At 57.3% G+C, this 18,342-nt stretch carries 19 protein-coding genes; 4 read left to right on the top strand and 15 right to left on the bottom strand.

The annotated features are described in order from the left end of the window. Positions 1-11 precede the first annotated feature (11 nt). Complete coding sequence (locus tag ACOTXF_RS12105) at positions 12-500, bottom strand: cupin domain-containing protein (RefSeq protein ID WP_008503370.1); 489 nt, start codon at positions 498-500, stop codon at positions 12-14. A 115-nt stretch (positions 501-615) separates the two neighbouring features. Between ACOTXF_RS12105 and zur the strand changes: the two genes are divergently transcribed. Then, on the top strand, positions 616-1,128 hold the full coding sequence (gene zur, locus ACOTXF_RS12100; protein ID WP_008503369.1) for a zinc uptake transcriptional repressor Zur: 513 nt from the start codon (positions 616-618) through the stop codon (positions 1,126-1,128). Between the two features lie 69 nt (positions 1,129-1,197). Here zur and ACOTXF_RS12095 read toward each other — a convergent pair whose 3' ends face one another. The 4 genes from ACOTXF_RS12095 to ACOTXF_RS12080 all read right to left on the bottom strand — a co-directional run bounded on the left by ACOTXF_RS12095 (position 1,198) and on the right by ACOTXF_RS12080 (position 4,014). Next, positions 1,198-1,407: a CsbD family protein gene (locus tag ACOTXF_RS12095; RefSeq protein WP_014830284.1), complete on the bottom strand. Its 210-nt coding sequence runs from the start codon at positions 1,405-1,407 to the stop codon at positions 1,198-1,200. Between the two features lie 120 nt (positions 1,408-1,527). Next, on the bottom strand, positions 1,528-2,865 hold the full coding sequence (gene dinF, locus ACOTXF_RS12090) for an MATE family efflux transporter DinF (protein WP_045417732.1): 1,338 nt from the start codon (positions 2,863-2,865) through the stop codon (positions 1,528-1,530). 63 nt (positions 2,866-2,928) lie between these two features. Then, positions 2,929-3,537 carry a transcriptional repressor LexA gene (gene lexA / locus ACOTXF_RS12085; RefSeq protein WP_008503366.1) on the bottom strand — a complete coding sequence of 203 codons (609 nt, stop codon included), beginning with the start codon at positions 3,535-3,537 and terminating at the stop codon, positions 2,929-2,931. Between the two features lie 108 nt (positions 3,538-3,645). Next, positions 3,646-4,014, bottom strand: a complete 369-nt coding sequence (locus ACOTXF_RS12080) for a diacylglycerol kinase (RefSeq protein WP_021242750.1) — start codon at positions 4,012-4,014, stop codon at positions 3,646-3,648. Positions 4,015-4,168: 154 nt separating this feature from the next. On the opposite strand from ACOTXF_RS12080, the gene plsB reads away from it, so the two are divergent. Further along, the gene (plsB, locus tag ACOTXF_RS12075) at positions 4,169-6,589 is read left to right on the top strand and encodes a glycerol-3-phosphate 1-O-acyltransferase PlsB (protein WP_032675776.1); all 2,421 of its coding nucleotides are present in this window, start codon (positions 4,169-4,171) and stop codon (positions 6,587-6,589) included. A 104-nt stretch (positions 6,590-6,693) separates the two neighbouring features. On the opposite strand, the gene gntU is transcribed toward plsB, so the two are convergent. The 5 genes from gntU to ACOTXF_RS12050 form a co-directional block, all read right to left on the bottom strand. Further along, complete coding sequence (gene gntU, locus ACOTXF_RS12070; protein WP_232926926.1) at positions 6,694-8,034, bottom strand: gluconate transporter; 1,341 nt, start codon at positions 8,032-8,034, stop codon at positions 6,694-6,696. A 3-nt stretch (positions 8,035-8,037) separates the two neighbouring features. Beyond that, the gene (gntK, locus tag ACOTXF_RS12065; RefSeq protein ID WP_008503362.1) at positions 8,038-8,565 is read right to left on the bottom strand and encodes a gluconokinase; all 528 of its coding nucleotides are present in this window, start codon (positions 8,563-8,565) and stop codon (positions 8,038-8,040) included. A gap of 126 nt (positions 8,566-8,691) precedes the next feature. Continuing rightward, positions 8,692-9,687: a gluconate operon transcriptional repressor GntR gene (gene gntR / locus ACOTXF_RS12060; protein WP_021242747.1), complete on the bottom strand. Its 996-nt coding sequence runs from the start codon at positions 9,685-9,687 to the stop codon at positions 8,692-8,694. Between the two features lie 101 nt (positions 9,688-9,788). After that, positions 9,789-10,484 carry a pirin family protein gene (locus tag ACOTXF_RS12055; protein WP_021242746.1) on the bottom strand — a complete coding sequence of 232 codons (696 nt, stop codon included), beginning with the start codon at positions 10,482-10,484 and terminating at the stop codon, positions 9,789-9,791. 123 nt (positions 10,485-10,607) lie between these two features. Beyond that, positions 10,608-11,645, bottom strand: coding sequence for an oxidoreductase (locus ACOTXF_RS12050; protein WP_047745043.1), 1,038 nt, complete (start codon positions 11,643-11,645; stop codon positions 10,608-10,610). Positions 11,646-11,901: 256 nt separating this feature from the next. Between ACOTXF_RS12050 and yhhY the strand changes: the two genes are divergently transcribed. Then, positions 11,902-12,390 carry an N-acetyltransferase gene (gene yhhY, locus ACOTXF_RS12045; protein WP_008503358.1) on the top strand — a complete coding sequence of 163 codons (489 nt, stop codon included), beginning with the start codon at positions 11,902-11,904 and terminating at the stop codon, positions 12,388-12,390. An 86-nt stretch (positions 12,391-12,476) separates the two neighbouring features. Here the strand turns inward: yhhY and ggt are convergent, their stop codons facing one another. Next, the gene (gene ggt / locus ACOTXF_RS12040) at positions 12,477-14,222 is read right to left on the bottom strand and encodes a gamma-glutamyltransferase (protein ID WP_172621899.1); all 1,746 of its coding nucleotides are present in this window, start codon (positions 14,220-14,222) and stop codon (positions 12,477-12,479) included. 123 nt (positions 14,223-14,345) lie between these two features. Between ggt and ACOTXF_RS12035 the strand changes: the two genes are divergently transcribed. Next, entirely contained in the window at positions 14,346-14,723 is a 378-nt protein-coding gene (locus ACOTXF_RS12035) for a DUF2756 family protein (RefSeq protein WP_045328887.1), read from the top strand. On the opposite strand, the gene ugpQ is transcribed toward ACOTXF_RS12035, so the two are convergent. Genes ugpQ through ugpA form a run of 4 tightly spaced genes read right to left on the bottom strand, consistent with a single transcriptional unit; the run spans position 14,707 to position 18,251 of the window. Continuing rightward, positions 14,707-15,453, bottom strand: coding sequence for a glycerophosphodiester phosphodiesterase (ugpQ, locus tag ACOTXF_RS12030; RefSeq protein ID WP_047745044.1), 747 nt, complete (start codon positions 15,451-15,453; stop codon positions 14,707-14,709). The genes ACOTXF_RS12035 and ugpQ overlap by 17 nt on opposite strands. Continuing rightward, the gene (locus tag ACOTXF_RS12025; RefSeq protein WP_008503354.1) at positions 15,450-16,520 is read right to left on the bottom strand and encodes a sn-glycerol-3-phosphate import ATP-binding protein UgpC; all 1,071 of its coding nucleotides are present in this window, start codon (positions 16,518-16,520) and stop codon (positions 15,450-15,452) included. Before ACOTXF_RS12025 ends, ugpQ begins: the two co-directional genes overlap by 4 nt. Before the next feature lies 1 nt (position 16,521). Further along, positions 16,522-17,367, bottom strand: coding sequence for a sn-glycerol-3-phosphate ABC transporter permease UgpE (gene ugpE, locus ACOTXF_RS12020; protein ID WP_013099125.1), 846 nt, complete (start codon positions 17,365-17,367; stop codon positions 16,522-16,524). Further along, on the bottom strand, positions 17,364-18,251 hold the full coding sequence (gene ugpA / locus ACOTXF_RS12015) for a sn-glycerol-3-phosphate ABC transporter permease UgpA (RefSeq protein ID WP_008503352.1): 888 nt from the start codon (positions 18,249-18,251) through the stop codon (positions 17,364-17,366). The genes ugpE and ugpA overlap by 4 nt, the downstream gene beginning before the upstream one ends. Positions 18,252-18,342 lie beyond the last annotated feature (91 nt).

Here is an 18,342-nt window from a genome sequence, read left to right as displayed (position 1 = left end):
AGAAGAGGAAATTATTTTTTCCCAGGTTTTCCATCATGCGGTCCAAAAAACTGCGGGGGATGATCTACCCAGCGATCTTCCCGCGTGGCGGCATACACGGGGTTGAGCGGGTAGTAGATGCGGTTGTGCTTCTTGTTGGCCTCGCCAACGACCAGGAGCCGAACCTCATCGTCCGTGTTGTTGATAAAGGTATGACAGATGCCGGTTCCGGCGGGAAAGCCTACGCTGTCGCCAGGCTCCAGTTTCCACAAGTAGCCGTTAATCCAGGCTTCAGGGTAGCCTTCGAGCACGTAAACAAACTCTTCTTCGTCGCTCTCCGCATGCGGATAGGACGTTCTGCGCCCAGGCGGCAGGCGCTCATGATGGATGCCAATACGCCCGAGCCCAAGCTTGCGAGCCAGCGGAGCACCAATGGAAAACAGCTCATCGCTGTCGGGGTAGGTCGAGTCATCCGCGCCTTCCACGTCGCGCCAGTGTCGAATGCAGTCAGGTCTTTTCATTCTGGTTCTCACGGTTTTCGATGGGTCAGGTATAGCACAGACTGGCGGATCTCGGTGTTTTTAGCAGAACATGATAAAGTGAAGGTTTTCCGTCCTATAACATCCGGGGTGCTACATGGATAAGTCCACAAAAGAGCTGTTAGCGCAGGCCGAAAAGCTGTGTGCGCAACGCAATGTGCGCCTGACTCCGCAGCGCCTTGAAGTATTACGTCTGATGAGCCTGCAGCAGGGTGCCATCAGCGCCTACGATCTGCTGGATCTGCTGCGCGAAAGCGAGCCGCAGGCAAAGCCGCCGACGGTCTATCGCGCTCTGGATTTCCTGCTTGAACAAGGGTTCGTGCACAAGGTGGAATCCACCAACAGCTATGTGCTATGCCATCTGTTCGATCAACCCACCCACACATCGGCGATGTTTATCTGTGACCGCTGCGGCGTGGTGAAGGAAGAGGCTGCGGAAGGCGTGGAAGATATTATGCATACGCTGGCAGCGAAAATGGGCTTTGCCCTGCGTCATAACGTGATTGAAGCGCACGGGCTCTGTTCCGCGTGCGTGGAGGTGGAAGCCTGTCGCCATCAGGACGCGTGTCAGCACGACCACTCTATCCTGGTGAAGAAAAAGCCGCGTTAGCGTCAAAAGCAAAGGCGGCTCATGGCCGCCCTCAGGGTGTACTTCCTTGTACTTTCGGGTATAGCCCGGTTACCAGCGGTAGTCGTTGCGTTTTTCCCAGTCGCCCACTTCTTTTTCCGCCTGGTCTTTTGCGTAGCCGTAACGCTCCTGGATTTTACCGACAAGCTGATCGCGTTTACCTTCGATGACGGTCATGTCGTCATCCGTCAGCTTACCCCACTGTTCTTTCGCTTTACCTTTGAACTGCTTCCAGTTGCCGCCGATTTCGTCTTTATTCATCATCGTGTCCTCTTCGTTAAGCGTCGGGTCGTAACGTCCGTTACGTTCTTTTCTGCTGGACGTGATAATTATTGTAGTTAAGGATTCCGTGGTTAATTTCATATTCGGAATCTTTAACCGTCACGATATATCGTGGCGTGAGGGAAACCAGGTATTGTTTTGCCAGTGTCGATGCCAGATAAACGCCAGCGACAACCCGCGCAGTGAGAGGAAGACGGCCAGGGCCAGCCACAAACCATGATTCCCCAGCCAGGGGAGCGTCAGCAGCGTCAGGCCAAACCCGGCCGCCGCGACGGCCATGCTGTTACGCATTTCGGCCCCGCGCGTCGCACCAATAAACATGCCGTCCAGCAGATAACACCAGACGCCAACCACCGGTAAGACGACTTGCCAGATGAGATAGTGGCTCGCCAGCTCGCGCAGCGCAGGGAGAGAGGTAAGCAATGCAACGATCTGCTCACCGAAGCAGGCGTAAACCAGGCCAAATGCCAGCGCCACCAGTCCCGACTGACGGCAGGCTGCCCGCCAGACATCCCGTAGCTGCCCGCTTTCGCGCGCCCCGTACGCCTGCCCGGAATGCGCTTCAACCGCGTAGGCAAAACCGTCCAGCGCGTAGGCGGTAAACGTCAGCAACGTCATCAATACTGCGTTGACCGCGACGATTTCTGGCCCCAGTCGAGCTCCGAAAACCGTCAGTGCCCCGAAGCAAAGCTGGAGAAGAAGCGAGCGCAGCATGATGTCACGGTTGAGGGCCAGCAGCTTACGGATATTGCCGCGCCATGCGGTTTTGAGCAGCGCCAGGGAGATCCCGCGCATGGCCAGTACCCGCCAGACCATCCACAAGCCAATGATAAAGGTCCCGTATTCGGCAATCGCCGTCGCCAGCGCCGCGCCCTGCACGTTCAAATGCAGACCCATGACCAGCCAGACGTCCAGAACAATGTTGAGCAGATTACCCACCACCAGCAAAATCACGGGCGCGCGGGCGTACTGCACGCCCAGTAGCCACCCCAGCAGAACCAGGTTAGCCAGTGACGCGGGTGCGCTGAGCCAGCGGATTTCAAGGAAACGTCGCGCCTGCTCTAATACCGCCTCGCTGCCGCCAACAATATGAAGCGCAAGATCGATCAGGGGTGCCCGCAATACAACGATTAACGCACCCGCGCCAAGCGCGAGGATCAGCGGCTGCACCAGCGCGCGCGCCAGACGCAGCGGATCTTTCGCGCCATAAGCCTGTGCGGTAAGACCGGTGGTGCTCATGCGCAAAAAGAGCAGCAGCATAAACAGGAAGCTGGTTGCCGTCGCGCCAATCGCCACGCCACCAAGATAAACCGGTGAATCAAGATGGCCTATAACGGCAGTATCGACCAGTCCCAGCAAGGGCACGGTAATATTGGAGAAAATCATCGGCAGAGCAAGACGCCACAATGCCTTATCGGATGCCGTCAGCAGTGACATGAAAGATACCGGGAGTGGGGAATGAATCAGGCTACAGCGGTGCCATAGCCTGTCAGGAAGAGGTTACAGCCATTCACCGTTGCGAATCACGCCTACCGCCAGACCTTCAATAGAGAAGCTCTGTTCGCGGAGGTCGACCACAATCGGGGTGAACTCGCTGTTTTCGGGCAGCAACTGAACAGTGTTGCCCTGCTTTTTCAGACGCTTAACGGTCACTTCGTCATCAATGCGTGCGACCACGACCTGGCCGTTTCGCACGTCCTGGGTTTTATGCACCGCAAGCAGATCGCCATCAAGAATGCCGATGTCTTTCATCGACATGCCACTGACGCGCAGCAGGAAATCAGCGCTCGGTTTGAACATGCCGGGATCGACCTGGTAGTGACCTTCAATATGCTGTTGTGCCAGCAGCGGCTCACCTGCAGCAACGCGGCCTATCAGCGGAATGCCCGTCTCTTCTTCCACCAGCAGGCGGATACCACGCGACGCGCCTGACACAATCTCAATCACACCCTTACGCGCCAGCGCTTTCAGGTGTTCCTCGGCAGCATTCGGAGAACGGAAGCCCAGACGCTGCGCGATTTCCGCACGCGTGGGTGGCATACCCGTCTGGCCGATATGATCCCGAATGAGATCAAACACCTCTTGCTGCCTGGTCGTTAACGCTTTCATTCCGCCCCCTGGGTGTATATACAGTTATGCTGTGAGTATATACAGTCAAAGGCGATTTTGGAACCAAAAACTGCACAAAAAACCAGGGACTTAATTATTCCTCGAGGCTCATCGGAAATGTGACCAAAGCAGGGTGACCCAGGTGATAACGGCAGTGATAATCGCCAGCAACACGGCAGCAGAGCCCATGTCTTTTGCACGGCCAGAAAGCTCATGGAAATCGGAACCAATGCGATCAACAACGGCCTCAATAGCGCTATTAAGAATTTCCACTATCATCACCAGAAGTACGGAACCGATAAGCAGTACGCGGGTAATCGCATCAACATCAAGGAAACAGGCGACGATCACCGCGATGATTGCGGCGACGCCCTCCTGGCGAAAAGCGGCTTCGTTGACCCATGCGGCACGGAAACCTTTCCATGAATAGCCGGCGGCTTTGATGATACGCGTTAACCCAGTGGTATTATTGGCCATTAAAAGAACCTTTTTTAAAAAAGAGCGTCATTAACATGAGGCGGAGCGCGTTTCGCTACAGCCTGAAGTATGACGGGTAACAACAGAAATTTTGCGCGCTTTCTGTTATCCTTGCGCCGCAATTGCATTATTAACCAGAGGCTTTACATCGTTTATGTCCGGCTGGCCACGAATTTACTACAAATTACTTAATTTACCATTAAGCATCCTGGTAAAAAGCAAGTCTATCCCAGCAGAACCCGCGCTGGAACTGGGGCTCGATACGTCGCGCCCTATTATGTACGTTTTGCCTTATAACTCGAAGGCAGACTTACTGACGCTTCGCGCCCAGTGTCTGGCGCATGACTTACCTGACCCGCTTGAACCGCTGGAAGTTGACGGTACGCTGCTGCCACGCTATGTGTTCATCCACGGCGGGCCGCGCGTGTTTACCTATTACACGCCGAAAGAAGAGTCCATCAAGCTGTTCCATGACTATCTCGACCTGCACCGCAGCAACCCCGATCTGGATGTGCAGATGGTGCCGGTATCGGTGATGTTTGGTCGTCGTCCGGGTCGTGAAAAAGGCGAAGAGAATCCGCCGCTGCGCATGCTTAACGGCATCCAGAAGTTCTTCGCGGTCTCCTGGCTGGGACGCGACAGCTTTGTGCGTTTCTCCCCTTCCGTTTCGCTGCGTCGCATGGCGGACGAGCACGGCACCGACAAGATCATCGCGCAAAAACTGGCGCGCGTGGCGCGTATGCACTTCGCCCGTCAGCGCCTGGCGGCCGTAGGGCCACGCCTTCCGGCGCGTCAGGACCTGTTCAACAAGCTGCTGGCCTCCAAAGCGATCGCCCGCGCCGTTGAAGACGAAGCGCGCAGCAAGAAAATTTCGCATGAGAAAGCTCAGCAGAACGCCATTGCGCTGATGGAAGAGATCGCAGCGAACTTCTCTTATGAGATGATTCGCCTGTCCGATCGTATTCTCGGCTTTACCTGGAACCGCCTGTATCAGGGTATCAACGTCCATAACGCCGAGCGCGTGCGTCAGCTGGCGCACGATGGCCATGAGATTGTCTATGTCCCCTGCCACCGCAGCCACATGGACTACCTGCTCCTTTCCTACGTGCTCTATCACCAGGGGCTGGTGCCACCGCACATCGCAGCCGGTATCAACCTGAACTTCTGGCCCGCGGGCCCGATTTTCCGTCGCCTGGGCGCGTTCTTTATTCGTCGTACCTTCAAGGGCAACAAGCTCTACTCCACCGTGTTCCGCGAGTATCTAGGCGAGCTGTTCAGCCGCGGCTATTCCGTGGAGTACTTCGTGGAGGGTGGGCGTTCCCGTACCGGTCGTCTGCTCGATCCGAAGACCGGCACGCTGTCGATGACCATCCAGGCCATGCTGCGCGGCGGTACGCGTCCGATCACGCTGGTGCCTATCTACATCGGCTACGAGCACGTGATGGAAGTGGGCACGTACGCGAAAGAGCTGCGTGGCGCGACCAAAGAGAAAGAGAGCCTGCCGCAGATGCTGCGCGGCTTGAGCAAGCTGCGCAATCTCGGTCAGGGCTACGTGAACTTCGGCGAGCCGATGCCGCTGATGACCTACCTGAACCATCACGTGCCGGAGTGGCGCGAGTCCATCGATCCTATCGAAGCGGTGCGTCCGGCCTGGCTGACGCCAACGGTTAACGGCATCGCATCGGAGCTGATGGTGCGCATTAACAACGCCGGTGCGGCTAACGCCATGAACCTGTGCTGTACGGCACTTCTGGCTTCACGTCAGCGCTCGCTGACCCGTGAACAGCTCACGGAGCAGCTGGATTGCTATCTGGACATGATGCGTAACGTGCCGTACTCGGTTGATTCAACCGTGCCTTCTGCGACCGCCAGTGAACTTATCGATCACGCGTTGCAGATGAACAAGTTTGAAGTGGAGAAGGACACGATCGGCGACATCATCATTCTGCCGCGCGAGCAGGCGGTGCTGATGACCTACTACCGCAACAACATCACGCATATGCTGATGCTGCCGTCGCTCATGGCCGCCATTATTACCCAGCATCGTCATATCTCCCGTCAGGAGCTATTGCGCCATCTTGAGACCCTCTATCCGATGCTGAAAGCGGAGCTGTTCCTGCGCTGGAGTAAGGATGAGCTGGCGACAGAACTGGATAAGATGACGGAAGAGATGCGTCGCCAGGGGCTGATTACCCTGAACAACGACGAGCTGCACATCAATCCGTCACGCTCCCGCACCCTGCAGCTGCTGGCGGCCGGTGCGCGCGAAACGCTGCAGCGCTACGCCATTACGTTCTGGCTGCTGAGCGCGAATCCGTCTATCAACCGCGGTACGCTGGAGAAAGAGAGCCGGACGCTGGCCCAGCGCCTGTCCGTTCTGCACGGCATTAACGCCCCTGAATTCTTCGACAAAGCGGTCTTCAGTTCCCTGGTGCTGACGCTGCGTGATGAAGGCTTCATCAGCGATACGGGTGATGCCGAGCCGGAAGAGACGCTGAAGGTATACCAGATGCTGGCAGAGCTAATTACCTCGGACGTGCGCTTGACGATTGAGAGCGCCACGCAGGGCGAGTAACACAATGCCGGGTTATGGCCCGGCCTGACGCCCTGGATAATAAAAAGGCCCGGTAAGCGCTGACGCTACCGGGCCTTATTTTTAGCCTTGTTAAATCACCGCATTTAGCTGAGCAGCGTAAAGGCAATCATCCCGACAATTGCACCCGTCGTGCCGAGAATGGTTTCCATCAGCGTCCAGGTTTTCAGGGTTTGCGCTTCGGTGGCGCCGGTAAACTTACCGAACAGCCAGAAGCCGGCGTCGTTAACGTGAGAGACCACAATCGAACCACCCGCGATACAAATAGAAAGCGCGGCCATCTGGGCACCGGAGTAGTTCAGCTGTTCAATCACCGGCATCACCAGACCCACGGCGGTTAAACACGCCACGGTAGCAGAACCCTGGATGATACGTACCGCCGCAGCCAGCACAAAGCAGGTCACCGCAATCGGCAGGCCCATCCCGGTCAGCGCTTCACCCAGAGCCGGGCCCACGCCGGAATCCACCAGCACCTGCTTGAACACACCGCCTGCACCGATCACCAGCAGGATAATCCCCGCAGGCTGCAGCGCCGCACCGCAGATCTCCATCACCCGGTCTTTTGGCATCCCCTGACGCATCGCCAGGCCGTAAATCGCCACCAGGCACGCCACCAGAATCGCCGTGAACGGGTGACCGATGAACTCAAACCACTCGTAGGCAGTGGACCCCACCGGCACAAAGCGCGCAGCGATGGTTTTCAGACCCACCAGCACCAGCGGCAGCAGGATCAGCGACAGGCTGAAGCCGAAGGATGGCATTTTGCCCTCGCCCAGGTGCGGCTCGGTGATGTCATCCGGAATATGCAGCTCAACGTAACGGCTGATGAAGTTGCCCCACAGCGGGCCGGCGATAATCATCCCCGGGATTGCCGCGCACAGGCCAATCAGAATCATCCAGCCAAAGTCGGCGTGCATCTGGGATGCCAGCAGCATCGGGGCTGGTCCCGGCAGCAGAAACGCCGCAGCCGCCGCCACGCCCGCAAACAGCGGAATGACCAGCTTCACGAGGTTAGTACCGGTATGGCGCGCCATGGAGAATGCGACGCTTATCAGCAGCACAACGGCCACTTCGAAGAACAGCGGCAGCGCGCAAATCAGACCGGCCAGACCAATCGCGTAATGCGCACGGCTGTGGCCAAAGGATTTCAGCATCTTGACGGCAATCTGGTCGACCGCACCCGTCTCGTGCAAAATCTTGCCAAACATCGCGCCCAGCGCGACCACAATCGCCAGGAAGCCCAGCGTACTGCCCATCCCTTTTTCCATCGTCGCGGCGATCTTGTCGAGCGGCATACCGGAAAAGAGACCAGCACCAATAGAAACCACCATCAAAGCAACAAAGGCGTGCATACGCGCCTTCATCACTAAAAACAGCAGCAGCAATACCGAACCCACTGCTGTCAAAACTAGCGTTAATGTACTCAAAACTTACTGCCTTTTATTAATGACCTCGATGGTGCTGGCAACAACACCCTCCAGTGACTGATCGATATCAACCACTAAGACGTCTTTCTCGTCTTCACCCGGCTCCTGCAGCGCTTCGAACTGCGTTACCAGCATCTGGGTTTTGAAGAAGTGACCTTTGCGCGCCTTCAGGCGGCTTTCAATCACTTCGAAATCTCCTTTCAGGTAGATGAAAGAGAGGTTCGGGTTGCCATCACGCAGCAGGTCGCGATAGGTTTTTTTCAGCGCGGAGCAGACGATCAGGGAGACTTTGTTGGTGCGCTGCATCGCGAACGCGGCGTCATTCAGCGCCTGCAACCACGGTTTGCGGTCGTCATCGTTCAGCGGCTCGCCGGAGGCCATTTTCATGATGTTGCTGCGCGGATGGAGGAAGTCGCCATCAAGAAACGCAGCCTGGAGTTGATGCGCCACTTCGCTGGCCACGGCTGATTTCCCGCTACCGGAAACGCCCATCAGGACGTAGACGTGGTGATCGTGATTAGTCGTGCTCAAAGGGTGTCCCTCAGTCAATTGTTACGGGTAACAGTTATCGGTAACATTGTCCTGCTGGGGCAAAAGAGAAGCAATATCCAAACGTGCGCGAAGTGAATAAGTGTGAGCTACTTCAAATTTGTCAGTTCAAATAGATCCACCCGGTGACAAGGTGAAACCTAAATCTAACATTTTCGGGGTCACCGTCTCGCCACGAATGCGCGCCAGCAGGCGTTCTGCGCCAATACGGCCCATACGTTCACGCGGCGTCAGGACGCTCGCCAGACGCGGCTCCATCACCTGGCCAATATCGTGGCCGTGGAAACCGGCGATCGCCATATCATCAGGGATCTTCAGCCCCAGACGCTGACACTCAAATGCTGCGCCGACCGCAAGGTCATCGTTGGTACAGAAAATACCGTCCAGTTGCGGATACTCGCGTCGCGCCTGACGCATCAGCTCAATACCCGACGTATAGGAAGAGGACTGCTCCACCATCACGCTGTACGGGGTTAAGTTCGCGTCGAGCATCGCCTGCTCGTATCCCTTCTGTTTGATGATAGTACGTTCATCAAGACGCGCACCCAGATAGGCGATATGACGATGCCCGCGGGCGATGATGGCCGCCGTCATCTGACGCGCCGCTTCGAAGTTATCAAACCCCACGGCGATGTCGAGGCACGGCGACTGGCTGTCCATCAGCTCCACGACTGGGATACCGGCCACTTCAATCATTTTGAGCGTGCGGGCAGTGTGGGTTCGTTCGGTTAAAATCAGGCCGTCAATGTTCCAGGAAAGCATCGATTCAAGACGTTCCTCTTCGAGTTCCGGCTTGTACCCGTAGTGGGCGAGCATGGTCTGGTAGCCAAACGCATCGGTGACGCTTTCAATGCCGCGCAAAACTTCGGCGAAAACCTGGTTGGTCAAAGAAGGAAGCAGAACGCCCACCGCGCGGCTGGTCGCATTCGAGAGAATATCGGGTGCACGGTTGGGGATATAACCCAGTTCATCAAGGGCAGCGGCAATCTTGCCACGTAACGCCACGGAAACCTGTTCCGGGTTACGTAAAAAACGGCTGACCGTCATTTTGGTCACACCGACGCGATCGGCGACATCCTGAAGTACGGGGCGTTTCTTTTTCATCGTCCTGAGAAATCTTGAAGTGAGAGATTTGCTCAGTTTACCACGGACAAAGCCCATCCTTCCCCTGTCAAAGGGAAGGATGGGGATTTATTTATGTTTTATTACACCGGCGGCAGGTCAAACAGCAGAATTTCGCTTTCGCTGTCGGCATGCACGGAGATCGCCTGCTCATCCCAGATCGCCAGACCATCGGCGGTTGTCGCTTTGGTGCCGTTGATGGACACGTCCCCTTTCACCACCTGGATCCAGACGCGGCGGTTAGCGGCAATCTGATGCACGGACTGTTCATCTTTCGCCAGCGCCCAGCGGTACAGCTCCATATCCTGATGCACTTTCAGGGAACCTTCACGCGCATCCGGGGAGAGCACCAGCTGTTTACCCTGTTTGGCGTCGAAGCGGCGCTGCTCGTAGCGCGGCGTGATGCCGGTCTCTTCTGGAATGATCCAGATTTGATACAGGTGCAGTTTTTCCGTTTTGCTTGGGTTGTACTCGGAGTGACGCACCCCGGTACCCGCGCTCATAATCTGGAACTCGCCCGCCGGAACCTGCTCTTTGTTGCCCATGCTGTCCTGGTGCTCAACCGCGCCTTCCAGCACATAGGTCAGGATTTCCATGTCTTTGTGCGGGTGGGTACCGAAGCCCTGGCCTGCATCAATCACGTCGTCGTTAATCACGCGCAGTGCGGAGAAGCCCATGAAGTTCGGGTCGTAGTAGTCGGCAAACGAGAATGAATGCCATGAGTCCAGCCAGCCATGATTCGCGTGACCACGTTCGTTTGCTTTGCGTAAGTAGATCATTGTTTTCACCCTCAGTTCGTTTCGATGGAATAAGTGTGGACGCAAACGGCCTGGGATCATAGAGGGTGAAAATTGACTCCTCTGTTCAAAAATTGTGAACAAGTGCAGAGGAGCCGTTTTTGCTTATTTTGCGAGGGTTATCGTGGCAGGAGAAGCCTGTTCGAAGGCCCGTTCAAGGATTTCGAGGTTGGTCAGAACGTCAGATTCCTTGACGTAATTCGCCGTGCCGTTTGTGAGGGTCTCAAACAGCGCATCATAGACGCGGCCATAGTCGCCGGTTTCCGGCTTCAGCGTTTCTTTGACCGTCACGCCCTCGTCGTTCACATACTCCAGCACGCCCACGGAATCGTCCGCGGCAAAGCCCGGCTCACCCGGCATGATATTGGCCTTCAGGCTGGTCTCCTGCTGGTCAATGCCGTACTTAATGAACGAACCTTTAGTGCCGTGAACGATAAATTTCGGGTAGTCGATTTTCACCAGATGGCTGGTTTTGACGATGGCCTTCAGGTCGCCGTAGAACAGCTGAGCTTCGAAGGTATCGTCCGGGTTGGCTTTGTTGCGTAGGCTGCGAATGTCATACGCCACGTGGTCCGGGCGGCCAAACAGGGAGATGATCTGGTCCATGGTGTGCACGCCCAGACCATAGAACGAACCATCCTGCGGCAGTCCGGGTTGCGTTTCCGCCACCGGACGGTAGTAATCGAAGTGGCTTTCGATTTCCACGATGTTGCCGAGCTTGCCGCTTTCAATCGCTTTTTTCGCCGTCAGGAAGCAGCTGTCAAAGCGACGGTTCTGATACGGCGTGACGGTCAGGCCTTTGCTTTTCGCCAGCGCGAACAGCTCTTTCGCTTCGGCAATAGTCGGGGTGAACGGCTTTTCTACCAGCACGTTTTTACCCGCATTGAGCGCGCGTTTGGCATAGTCAAAATGGCTGTCGGCGTGGGTGCAGACAACCACCAGCTTCACCTGTGGGTCGTTAAGCACCTCATCGAGATTGCTGGTGAAGTGGATGTGGGAATACTGCGGAGATTGCTCTTCCGGCTTCGCGCGGCGGCGGTAGATATGGGCCACATGCCAGCTGTCTTTGCGGTTAAGAACATACGGAAGGTGATAGCGGGTCGTACTTTTACCAAATCCAATAAATGCGCAATGTAGTGTCATAGCTCAGTCCTTTTGGAAGGTTACTGAGTCTAACCATAACAAAAAAAAAGCCAGCTAAAAGCTGGCTAAAGTAATACTGGAAGCAATGTGAGCAATGTCGTGCTTTCAGGTTCCCGTAGGGGTCTTCCTGAATGCAGAGCAATAATAATCATTCTCATTCGCACTTGTCCAATACTTTTTGCAAAAAATAGCGGTTGACTCAAATTTTAAAGTCATTGATGTTGGAAGGGCCTTTTAACTGACTGAGGAACAAGGAATGAGTGAGATAGTGATACGCCACATCGAACCCAGCGATGCAGAAGCTTTACGTGACATCATGTCGCATCCTGATGTGTATCACGACACGCTACAGCTCCCTCATCCTTCTATGGAAATGTGGCACGAACGCGTTGCGACAAAACCAGGCCGACGCCATCTCGTTGCCTGTCTGGACCAGCGCGTTATTGGACATATGGCACTGGACGTAATGGAAAACCCGCGTCGCAGCCATGTTGCCACATTCGGCATCAGCGTGGCTGCGGATATGCAGGGACGCGGCGTAGGCCGCAGGCTCATGAGCGAGATGATCAACCTGTGTGACAACTGGTTGCGTATTGAACGTATCGAACTGACGGTCTTTGCCGATAACCCCTCGGCAGTTGCCCTCTATAAAAATTTTGGTTTTGAAATCGAAGGAACCGGCAAGAAATTTGCCCTGCGCAACGGCGAATATGTGGACGCGTATTATATGGCGAGAATGAAGTAATGATTTGCCGGGTGGCGGCTTCGCCTTACCCGGCCTACGTTCGTGCAGTTGTAGGCCCGGTAAGCGCAGCGCCACCGGGCAATACATCAATACCCCGCCGTCAAATCATCCACCGAACGCGGGTCTGATGCGCCAAACAGCGCTCCGTCCGGCCCCACCATAATGCTCTGGGTGCTGCCCATCGCCTCCTTCACCGCCACCTTCTGCCCACGCTGCTCAAGCAGTTTAATGGTGTCCGGGCTAAAGCCCTTCTCGACGCGCAGCTCGTCCGGCAGCCACTGGTGGTGGAAACGCGGGGCGTTAGTCGCTTCGGCGACGTTCATCCCAAAGTCGATGCTGTTCACCACCATCTGCAATACGGTGGTGATAATCCGGCTGCCGCCCGGGCTACCGGTTACCAGCCAGGTTTTGCCCTCTTTCACCACGATGGTGGGCGACATGGACGACAGCGGACGTTTCTTCGGCCCTACCGCATTCGCATCGCCGCCGACCAGCCCGTAGACGTTCGGCACGCCCGGCTTGGCAGAGAAGTCATCCATCTCGTTGTTCAGCAGAATGCCGCTATTGCCCGCCACAATCCCAGTTCCGAAGGTGGTGTTGAGCGTATAGGTCACCGCCACCGCGTTACCGTCTTTATCCACCACCGAGAAGTGGGTGGTCTGGTTGCTTTCATACGGTGCCAGCTTGCCGGGACGGATCTCGCTCGACGGCTTGGCCTTGTTGATGTCGATCTGATCGGCAATGGATTTGGCGTACGCCTTGTTGGTCAGCGCCTGCCACGGCACCTTCACGAAGTCCGGGTCGCCGAGATATTCCGAGCGGTCGGCATAGGCGCGTTTTTCCGCTTCCGCCATTATCTGCATGGCATCCGCGCTGCCGAAACCGAACTTGTGCATATCGAAGTTTTCAAGAATGTTGAGGATCTGCACGATGTGAATGCCCCCGGAAGACGGCGGCGGCATGGAGAAGACCTCGTACCCGCGGTAGGTGCCGCTAATCGGCTCGCGCTCCACCGCCCTGTAGTCCGCCAGATCCGCTTTGGTGATGAGCCCGCCGTTCTTCTGCATCTCTTCCGCAATCTGGTCGGCAATCGCCCCTTTGTAGAAAGCGTCCGGACCGTGCTCCGCAATCAGCTCCAGGCTTTTGGCGAGGTTCTTCTGCACCAGCTTATCGCCCTTCTTCAGCGGTTCACCGTCTTTCCAGAAGATCGCCTTGCTGTTTTCGTGATTCGGGATGACTTCGCTGCCGTAGGTTTTGAGGTCGTCCGCCAGGGCGTCATTCACCACAAAGCCCTCCCGCGCCAGCTTGATAGCAGGCTGCACCACCTTGTTCAGCGGCATCGTGCCGTATTTTTCCAGCGCCAGCGAGAAGCCCGCAACGGTGCCCGGCGTGCCGGAGGCCAGGTGCGAGGTCAGGGATTTTTTACTGTCCGGGTTGCCCTGGTCATCGAGGAACATGTCCCGTGACGCCTGAGAAGGCGCCATTTCACGGAAGTCGATGGCGGTGGTTTTCCCGTCTTTGGTGCGCAGCATCATAAAGCCGCCGCCGCCCAGGTTCCCCGCCTGCGGGTGCGTCACCGCCAGCGCATAGCCGACGGCGACCGCCGCATCCACCGCGTTACCGCCCTGCCTGAGAATATCGACGCCCACGCGGGTCGCCAGCGCATCCACCGACGCCACCATGCCGTGGGTTGCCCGCACGGGATGAAAGACATCTTCCTCCACGCCGTAAGAGACCGGAGGCGCCGCGGGCGGGTTGGCCGCCACGCTAAATGTACCGCCTGCCATCAGCGCGGCGAGGGCGACCCAGCGCAAAAACGTTGGTTTCATCATTATTGTTCTCCAGGTGAAGGGATCCATATTCCCCGCTTAAGCCTGGTTCACAACTCCTAAAAAATCATCGTCATGGTGAAATCAGGGTAAACTTAAGAGAGACCTCAAAAGGAGGAAATGACAATGAAACGCTTATTGATTCTTACGGCGCTGATCCCCTTTGCCGCGCTCGCACAGCCACTCAATACGATGAATAACCCTAACCAGCAGGGTTACGTTATCCCGAGCCAGCAGCGTATGCAGACCGAGATGATGAGCCAGCAACAGCAGCAAAAAGGGATGCTGAATCAGCAGCTGAGAACGCAGACCCAGATGCAGCAGCAAAGCCTGCAAAATCAGATGAACGCCAACACCCAGCGCGTGCAGCAGGGGCAGGTTCGCGAGCAGCCGCTGCCGAACAAAAATGGCGGAATGTTAGGTGGAATGACCTCGTCAGGCAGCGGACAGCAGCATATGCTGCCGCCGCAGTCGAATGGCAGTATGCTTAATCCGCAGAACTAAAGTCCGGGCCGATCAGGTCAATCGCATCGGTACAGATGCTGTCCACGCCCCAGCGCAGCAGTTCGGTCGCACGCTGGGGTTTATTGACGGTGTAAACCAGAATATGCAGTCCCGCGTCTTTCAGCATCTTCACCCGCGCCTCATCCAGCAGCTTGTGATTAAGATGAATAGAGACACACGCTAAGCGCGTCGTCAGCTCGCGCCAGTCCTCGCGCCACTCGTCCAGCAATAGCCCGCGCGGCAATTCCGGCACGGCCGCCTGCGCCGCCTCCAGGGCGTCAATTTCAAACGAGGAGAGCAGCGGCGCGGTCATCCCTTCCCACAGCTCGCGCGCGGCCAGGGCAATGACTTTGCCCGTCAGCGGCCCGGTGCCGGTGGTCGGTTTGATTTCGATATTGGCCATCATGCCGTGCTGGCGACAGCGATCGGCCACTTCCGCCAGCAGCGGCAGCGGTTCGCCTTTGAATTCGCCGCTGTACCAGCTTCCGGCGTCGACTTTCAGCAGATCGCGCCACGGCAGCTCGCCCGCCACGCCCCAGCCGTTGCTGGTGCGTTCGAGGTTATCGTCATGCAGCAGGAAAATCTCGCCGTCTTTCGACAGCTTGGCGTCGAACTCGATCATGGTGTGGCCGTAACGCGCGCCAACATCAATCGCCGCCAGGGTGTTCTCCGGCGCCAGCTTACCGCCGCCGCGGTGGGCGACGACGTGGGGATAAGGCCAGTTGCTCATACTCGTTGTCCTGTTTCACCGTCAAAAAGGTGCAGATGATTTTCCGGCAGGTGCAGCCACAGCGTGCTGCCCGCTTTCGGGCGCTCCTGGTGCGCCAGACGCACCACCATCTTTTGCTCGCCCCAGCGCCCGTGCGCCAGGTTATCTGCACCCAACATCTCCAGCGTGTCCATCACCAGCGGCACGCCGCCTTCCGCCTGAGAGGTTAAACCGATATGTTCCGGGCGGATACCGAGCGTCATCTTACGCCCGGCGTAGCCACGATAGTACCAGTTGATCGGCAATGCCATCCCGCTTTCCAGCTCAAAGTGCGTGCCCGTGCTGCTGATGCGCCCTTCGAGCAGGTTCATCGCCGGGCTGCCGATAAAGCTCGCCACAAAGCGGGTGGCCGGTTTCTCGTAGACTTCCACGGGGGTACCAATCTGCTCGGCAACGCCTTTGTTCATCACCATCACGCGCTGGGCGAGGGTCATGGCTTCGACCTGATCGTGGGTAACGTACAGCGATGTGGTTTTCAGACGACGGTGCAATTGCTGCAGCTCAAGACGCATCTGCACGCGCAGCTTGGCGTCGAGGTTAGACAGCGGCTCGTCGAACAGGAATACCGCCGGGTCGCGCACGATGGCGCGTCCCATCGCCACGCGCTGGCGCTGGCCGCCGGAGAGCTCTCGCGGGCGGCGCTTGAGCAGGCCGTCCAGCTCCAGAATGCGCGCCGCTTCTTTCACGCGCTCCTCGATATGGCCTTTGCCCATGCCGCGAATTTTCAGCCCCCAGGCCATGTTCTCTTCCACGCTCATGTGCGGATAGAGGGCGTAGTTCTGGAATACCATCGCGATGCCGCGATCTTTGGGTTCCATCTCGGTAACGCGCTGGCGGTCAATCCAGATATCCCCGGACGTCACGCGCTCCAGCCCCGCCACCATGCGCAGCAGCGTAGATTTGCCGCAGCCGGACGGGCCGACCATCACGATAAACTCCCCGTCCGCCACGTCGAGCGTGAGCGGCTGAATCACCTGGGTTTTGCCGTCCCAGCTTTTGGTTACTGCCTGAAGTTTTAAACCTGCCATCTTATTTCTCGCTATCGACCAGGCCGCGGACAAACGCGCGCTGCATGGCTAAAACAATGACTACGGGTGGGATTAGGGTGAGCAGCATCGCCGCCATCACCTGGTTCCAGAGGGTGGTGCCTTCGCCGGTGGCAATCATGCCTTTGATGCCCGCCACGGCGGTGCCGAGATTGACGTCCTGAATAATCAGCAGCGGCCACAGGTACTGGTTCCAGCCGTAGATAAAGGTGATCACAAACAGCGCCGCAAGGTTGGTTTTCGACAGCGGCAGCACGATGTCACGGAAGAAGCGCATCGGCGAGGCGCCGTCGATGCGCGCGGCTTCAATCAGCTCGTCCGGCAGGGTCATAAAGAACTGGCGGAACAGGAAGGTGGCGGTCGCCGAGGCCATCAGCGGCAGGGTTAGGCCCGCGTAGCTGTCGAGCATCTTCAGGTTGGCGATCACTTCCACCGTCGGGAAGATACGCACCTCCACCGGCAGCATCAGGGTGATAAAAATCATCCAGAAAAACAGGTTGCGCAGCGGAAAGCGGAACCAGACGATGGCGAAGGCCGAGAGCATCGACACCGTAATTTTGCCGACCGTAATGCCGAACGCCATGATGAAGCTATTGAGCATCATCAGCCAGAACGGCGCGCTGTTGGCGCCCACGCCCTGGGTCCAGATGGTCTTCATGTTCTCGAACAGATGCGTGCCTGGGATCAGCGTCATCGGCGTATCGAACACCGCTTTGGTGTCCAGCGTGGCGGCGACAAACGCCACGTACAGCGGGAACAGGATGACGATGATCCCCAGAATCAGCATGGTGTGGCTGAAAATCGTCAGCCCGCGACGGTTCTCAATCATTGGTAGCGCACCTTACTTTCAACATAGCGGAACTGCACCACCGTGAGGATGATGACGAGGAACATCAGCACCACCGACTGCGCGGCGGAGGCCGAGAGATCCAGCCCGGCGAAGCCTTCGCGGTAGATCTTATAGATAAGCGTGGTGGTCGCCTGCACCGGACCGCCTGCGGTGGCCGCATCGATCACCGGGAAGGTGTCGAAGAAGGCGTAGACGAGGTTAACCACCAGCAGGAAGAAGCTCACCGGGGCGATCAGCGGCAGCGACAGCCTGAAGAAGCGACGAATCGGCCCTGCGCCGTCAATCGCGGCGGCCTCCACCAGCGAACGCGGGATGGACTGCAGCGCGGCAAAGAAGAACAGGAAGTTGTAGCTGATCTGCTTCCACACCGAGGCGAACACCACCAGGAACATGGCCTGGCCGCTGTTCTGGGCGTGGTTCCAGTCGTAGCCGAACTCTGCCAGGAAATGGGTAATCAACCCGCGGCCGGGGTTAAACAGGAAAATCCATAGCACGGCGGCGACGGCGGGTGCCACGGCGTACGGCAGCAGCATCAGGGTCTGATACAGGCGGCTGCCGCGCACCACATAGTCCACCAGCGCGGCGAAAAACAGCGAGGCAACAAGGCCGCTGACGGTGACCAGCGCGCTGAACCTGATCGTCGTCCAGAAGGCGTCCAGGTAGTAGCTGTCATGGAACAGCGCGGTAAAGTTGTCCAGCCCGACAAACTGGCTGGAGAGCCCAAACGGATCGACGCTTTGTACCGAGTACCACAGCGCTTCGCCCGCAGGCCAGATAAAGAAGATAACGGTGATGACCAGCTGAGGCGCGACCAGCAGGTACGGCAGCCAGCGGGAACGGAACACCGGACGGGATGATGACATTGAGATTGGGTTCCTGAACAGTGCCGGGTGGCGGCTACGCCTTACCCGGCCTACATGGGGCACATCGTAGGCCCGGTAAGCGCAGCGCCAC

Source organism: Enterobacter cloacae complex sp. IR53041 (assembly GCF_049238285.1).
Lineage (GTDB): Bacteria > Pseudomonadota > Gammaproteobacteria > Enterobacterales > Enterobacteriaceae > Enterobacter > Enterobacter roggenkampii.
This window is presented reverse-complemented; position numbering and strand designations above follow the sequence as displayed.

Coding starts and splice junctions, on each gene's coding strand:
- gntR (WP_021242747.1), bottom strand. CDS start 9,687: ATGAAAAAGAAACGCCCCGTACTTCAGGATGTCGCCGATCGCGTCGGT.
- ugpE (WP_013099125.1), bottom strand. CDS start 17,367: ATGATTGAGAACCGTCGCGGGCTGACGATTTTCAGCCACACCATGCTG.
- ACOTXF_RS12035 (WP_045328887.1), top strand. CDS start 14,346: ATGAAACGCTTATTGATTCTTACGGCGCTGATCCCCTTTGCCGCGCTC.
- ACOTXF_RS12080 (WP_021242750.1), bottom strand. CDS start 4,014: ATGGCCAATAATACCACTGGGTTAACGCGTATCATCAAAGCCGCCGGC.
- ACOTXF_RS12055 (WP_021242746.1), bottom strand. CDS start 10,484: ATGATCTACTTACGCAAAGCAAACGAACGTGGTCACGCGAATCATGGC.
- ggt (WP_172621899.1), bottom strand. CDS start 14,222: ATGATGAAACCAACGTTTTTGCGCTGGGTCGCCCTCGCCGCGCTGATG.
- ACOTXF_RS12025 (WP_008503354.1), bottom strand. CDS start 16,520: ATGGCAGGTTTAAAACTTCAGGCAGTAACCAAAAGCTGGGACGGCAAA.
- ACOTXF_RS12095 (WP_014830284.1), bottom strand. CDS start 1,407: ATGAATAAAGACGAAATCGGCGGCAACTGGAAGCAGTTCAAAGGTAAA.
- ACOTXF_RS12050 (WP_047745043.1), bottom strand. CDS start 11,645: ATGACACTACATTGCGCATTTATTGGATTTGGTAAAAGTACGACCCGC.
- dinF (WP_045417732.1), bottom strand. CDS start 2,865: ATGTCACTGCTGACGGCATCCGATAAGGCATTGTGGCGTCTTGCTCTG.
- yhhY (WP_008503358.1), top strand. CDS start 11,902: ATGAGTGAGATAGTGATACGCCACATCGAACCCAGCGATGCAGAAGCT.
- ugpQ (WP_047745044.1), bottom strand. CDS start 15,453: ATGAGCAACTGGCCTTATCCCCACGTCGTCGCCCACCGCGGCGGCGGT.
- zur (WP_008503369.1), top strand. CDS start 616: ATGGATAAGTCCACAAAAGAGCTGTTAGCGCAGGCCGAAAAGCTGTGT.
- lexA (WP_008503366.1), bottom strand. CDS start 3,537: ATGAAAGCGTTAACGACCAGGCAGCAAGAGGTGTTTGATCTCATTCGG.
- ugpA (WP_008503352.1), bottom strand. CDS start 18,251: ATGTCATCATCCCGTCCGGTGTTCCGTTCCCGCTGGCTGCCGTACCTG.
- ACOTXF_RS12105 (WP_008503370.1), bottom strand. CDS start 500: ATGAAAAGACCTGACTGCATTCGACACTGGCGCGACGTGGAAGGCGCG.
- plsB (WP_032675776.1), top strand. CDS start 4,169: ATGTCCGGCTGGCCACGAATTTACTACAAATTACTTAATTTACCATTA.